Genomic DNA, 4,184 nt, shown 5'->3' with positions numbered 1-4,184 from the left:
GTCTCGCCATATGCGACGATCGTCGCCCTGGCCTTGTCGAAGGTGACGGATTTGGCCTCGCCGTCGATCTGCACGGTGTAGGTGCCATCGGGATTCCTGATCACCCAATCCGGATTGGGGTTTTCGCCAAGCGCGGAGAACCGCGGATATTTCGGCGTGATCTCCGGCTGATCGAGGCGGAATTCCGGCTGCAGGTCGTAGCTGATCCATTGCGACAGGAAGAGCGGCAGGCGCTCCCAGTGAGACTCGCGCAGCACCTGCGGCAGGCTGAAGAACGACACGGCATAAGCGAGATAAAGCGTAGTGCCGGCAATGAGGAGAAGCGGCCAGAAGCGCTTGTAGAGAGGCTGCCGGAATACCTGCGGAAAGCGTTCCTCGATCGCTCTGATTTCGTCGGCTGTCATCGTTGCCATGTCAGGCGCTCATCGGGAAGGCTTGCTCACCAACCAGCCTGCGGCGCAGCCAGGCGGAGAACTGGTCGACGAGGAAGATGGTGACGAAGAGCAGCAGCACCAGCGCCAGCGTCTTGGCGCCGAAGCCGCGCGAGATTGAAAGCTTCAGCTCCTCGCCGATGCCGCCGCCACCGACCGCGCCCATGATGGTCGAGATGCGAACATTGATCTCGATTCTGAGCAGCGTGTAAGACATGAAGTTGGGCAGGACCTGCGGCAGGTCGGCGAAGCGCACGCGCTCGATCCAGTTGGCGCCAACCGCGCGCAGGCCCTCTTCGGGGCGCATGTCGATGTTCTCGTTGATCTCGTAGAACAGCTTGCCCAACGCGCCGATCGAATGCAGGCCGATGGCGATGATGGCGGCGACCGGGCCGATCGAGACGATGGCCGCGAACAGGCCGGCAATCACGATCTCCGGAAAGGCGCGCAGCAATTCCATGATGCGCTTGACCACCAGCCGCAGGATCGGGCTCGGCGTCAGGTTGCGCGCGGCGATGAAGGAGAAGGGAACCGCGAAGACGAAGCCGAGGAAGGTCGAGACCAGCGCCACGTTGACGGTGGTCAGCATCAGCTCGAAATATTCGGGGATATAGAAGCCGCCCCAGATATAGACGCGGCCGAGCGGGAAGTTGAGTTCCTGCGTGCCCTTGTCATGCGGCGAGGCGATGTCGAACAGCGCCCGCCAGACGTCGTTCCAGTCCTTCGGGATCAGCCAGCTCAGGAAGTCGAGGATATGCGGCAGCCGCTCGAAGAAATGGCCCGCATTGGCTTCATCGGCAAACCACATGGTGGCACACATGGCGACCAGCAGCAGGCCGACGCCGAGCGCGGTGTAGAAGCGGCGAAGCGAGGTCTGGCGCCGCCAGGCATCGGCCTGCTGCCTTGTCGCTTCGGAGTGGATCGTCGCCGAGGTTGTCATAATTGGAGCATGCAAAAAGGGCGGCGCCTCACCGCGCCGCCCTTTTTCCTGATGCCGTCAGCCGCCGATGGCGGCTTTGCGGGCTTCGATGATAACGTTGTAGAAGTCAGGCTTGACCGGCACGTAGCCGGTGAAGTCGCCGCCCTCGACGCCTTCGAAGCAAGGCTTGTCCTTGGTCGGCAGCTGGGTGAAGAAGTCGGCGAGCTTGGCGGTCATCTCGGTGCCGAGCGCGGTGCGCACGACCAACGGACCGTTCGGGATCAGGCCCGAGCGCCACACTTCGACGAAGTCGTTCGGGTCGACGGCGCCCTTGGCGACTTCCTTGTGGAAGGTGCCCGAGGTGTAGCCGTTCTTGAAATCGCCGATGCCCGAAGAATCGTCCACCGCCACGTCGACCTTGCCGTCGCGGACGGCGAGGATGTTATTCTCATGGCCGCCGTTGAACTGGGTCGAGGCGAAGTAGGTCTCGTTGGAAACTCCGGTGTCCTTCGGAATCTGGGTCAGCGGGATCAGATAGCCCGAGGTCGAATCCGGGTCGGCATAGCCGAGCTTCTTGCCCTTGGCCGACTTGATGTCGGTGATGCCGGAAGTCTTCAGTGCCAGGCCGATCGAATAGTAACCGGTCGAGCCGTCGGTCTGCTTGGTGGTGAGGATCGGAGTGACGGCGTTCGGGTCCTTGAGATAGACGCTGGCGTAGCCGGACGCGCCGAGCTCGGCGAAGTCGAGCGTGCCGCCGAGCAGGCCCTGGATGACGCCGTCATAGTCGGCGGCCGGGAACAGCGACACCTTCTCGAAGCCGAATTCGGCCTTCAGGTGGTCGGCAAGGCACTGGTAGTTGCGCAGGCGGTCGGTTTCGTTCTCGCCGCCGAGGATACCGACGCGGAACTCTTTGATGTCGGCGGCATGCGGTGCGCTTGCGGCCATGGCCAGTATCGACACGGCGCCAAAAACCATTTTCCTGAACATTTGACCTCTCTCCTGTTTTTGCCGGCTTCGCGCCGGCAGCGTTCGAATTTTTGAGTTCAGCCTTTGACGCGGGCGGGCGATCCAGGTTGCTCTTGCTGAAATCCAAAATCTGCCCGGAACCGCTTCGGCCGGGGCGCTGGACTCAGTAGCCGGGGAAGGCTGGTTCGAGCGGGCCGGCGGATGCGGTGATCTTCGGCTTGATGCTGACGCTGGTCGACGTGATGGCCTCGGAAATCTCGACGCCGTTGGCATCGGCGCCGTAGACGGTGCGCACGGCGTCGCGGTCGAGGTCCTCGGGCGCGCCGTCGAAGACGACCTTGCCGGCGGCCATGCCGATGATGCGGTTGCAGTAGGCGCGGGCAGTGTCCAGCGTATGCAGGTTGGTGACGACGGTGATGCCTTCGCGCAGGTTGATGTCGCGCAGCGAATCCATCACCACCTTGGCGTTGAGCGGATCAAGCGAGGCGATCGGCTCGTCGGCCAAAAGCACCTTCGGCTGCTGCATCATGGCGCGCGCGATGGCCACGCGCTGCTGCTGGCCGCCGGAGAGCGTGCCCGCCGGCTGCAGCGCAGTGCGGGCGATGTCGAGGCGCTCGAGCGCGGCGACCGCCTCGGCGCATTCGGTGCGCGAGAACATGCCGAGCAGGTTGGACAGCGTGGAGCGGTGGTTGAGGCGGCCGAGCAGCACGTTGGTGAGCACATCGAGGCGCGGCACCAGGTTGAACTGCTGGAAGATCATGGCGCAGTCGCGCTGCCAGCGGCGCAGCGGCGAGCCCTGCAGGCGCGAGACCTCGGCGCCATCGAAAAAAATCGATCCCTGGCTGGGATCGATCAGACGGTTGATCATGCGCAACAACGTCGACTTGCCGGCGCCGGAACGGCCGATGATGCCGACCATCTGGCCCTGCGGGATCGAGACGTTGATATCGCTGACGGCGGTGTTCTTGCCAAATCGTCGGGTTATGCCGCGGATTTCCAGCGTGGCCGATGATGCCGACATACCAAAGCTCCAGTCCGTCGCGGTTTTGCAGGTCTGTTAACCCTCGCTAGCGCAGGCCGATGAAGCTGGGGTGTCGGATCGATGTCAGTTTTGTTACGACCCACAGGCAACCGATGAATGGTTCTCTCCTTGCTGCCATTCACTGCTGCCCATTCACAATCGTTAGCCGCCATACTTCTCCAGGAAAGCCTCTGCCGAGAGCTCGCGGAAATCGTCGAGCGCTGCGCGCAACCGGGCATGGTCCCAGTCCCACCAGGCAAGCACCTGGTAGCGCTCGGCCGTGCGGCGGTCGAAGCGCTCGCGGATCGGCTTTGCCGGCACGCCGGCAACGATGGTGTATGGCGCGACATCCTTCGACACCACGGCGCCGGCGCCGACGGCCGCGCCGTCGCCGACGGTCACGCCGGGCAGGATGGTCGAGCCATGGCCGAGCCACGTGTCGTGGCCGATGGTGACGCGCTTGGCGCGGCGCTCGGCGAAGAACTCGCTTTCATGTTCGGCGTCGTCCCAATAGTCGGAGGCGCGATAAGTGAAGTGGTGCAGCGTCGGCCGCCAGGTCGGGTGGTTGGTGGCGTTGAGGCGCACGCTCGCCGCGATGTTGGAGAACTTGCCGATGGTTGAACACCATGCGGCGCAGTCCTGCATCATGTAGGAATAGTCGCCGAGCTCGCTTTCAGAAACGCGGCTGCGCTCGGCGATCTCGGTCCAACGGCCGAGCGTCGAGTTTTCGACCTGTGCCGTCGGATGGACGAGCGGCGCCTCCGAAAGTTTGCTCATGCGGCGACCCTGCCTGCGGCGAAGGCGGTGACGTCGATGATGCGGTCGGCCACCGCATCACGAACTGTCT

At 63.6% G+C, this 4,184-nt stretch carries 4 protein-coding genes and 1 pseudogene; all 5 read right to left on the bottom strand.

The features are described 5' to 3' along the window. A pseudogene (locus EOA32_RS33990) lies at positions 1-413 on the bottom strand (phosphonate ABC transporter, permease protein PhnE); the annotation flags it as partial. A gap of 1 nt (position 414) precedes the next feature. Beyond that, positions 415-1,371 carry a phosphonate ABC transporter, permease protein PhnE gene (gene phnE, locus EOA32_RS33985; RefSeq protein ID WP_128374049.1) on the bottom strand — a complete coding sequence of 319 codons (957 nt, stop codon included), beginning with the start codon at positions 1,369-1,371 and terminating at the stop codon, positions 415-417. 57 nt (positions 1,372-1,428) lie between these two features. Further along, positions 1,429-2,337, bottom strand: a complete 909-nt coding sequence (phnD, locus tag EOA32_RS33980; protein WP_128374048.1) for a phosphonate ABC transporter substrate-binding protein — start codon at positions 2,335-2,337, stop codon at positions 1,429-1,431. Between the two features lie 142 nt (positions 2,338-2,479). Continuing rightward, a complete protein-coding gene (gene phnC / locus EOA32_RS33975) occupies positions 2,480-3,337 on the bottom strand; it encodes a phosphonate ABC transporter ATP-binding protein (protein WP_095780111.1) in 858 nt (285 codons plus the stop codon). Positions 3,338-3,499: 162 nt separating this feature from the next. Continuing rightward, positions 3,500-4,114, bottom strand: a complete 615-nt coding sequence (locus EOA32_RS33970) for a DapH/DapD/GlmU-related protein (RefSeq protein ID WP_095780110.1) — start codon at positions 4,112-4,114, stop codon at positions 3,500-3,502. Between the last annotated feature and the right edge of the window lie 70 nt (positions 4,115-4,184).

Source organism: Mesorhizobium sp. M1A.F.Ca.ET.072.01.1.1 (genome assembly GCF_004023325.1).
Classification (GTDB): domain Bacteria; phylum Pseudomonadota; class Alphaproteobacteria; order Rhizobiales; family Rhizobiaceae; genus Mesorhizobium.
Note: the sequence above shows the minus strand (reverse complement) of the source record. Positions and strands in the feature narration are given on the sequence as shown.

Bases quoted from the DNA above. Each gene is read 5' to 3' on its own strand.
- EOA32_RS33970 (WP_095780110.1), bottom strand. From the start codon at position 4,114: ATGAGCAAACTTTCGGAGGCGCCGCTCGTCCATCCGACGGCACAGGTC.
- phnE (WP_128374049.1), bottom strand. From the start codon at position 1,371: ATGACAACCTCGGCGACGATCCACTCCGAAGCGACAAGGCAGCAGGCC.
- phnC (WP_095780111.1), bottom strand. From the start codon at position 3,337: ATGTCGGCATCATCGGCCACGCTGGAAATCCGCGGCATAACCCGACGA.
- phnD (WP_128374048.1), bottom strand. From the start codon at position 2,337: ATGTTCAGGAAAATGGTTTTTGGCGCCGTGTCGATACTGGCCATGGCC.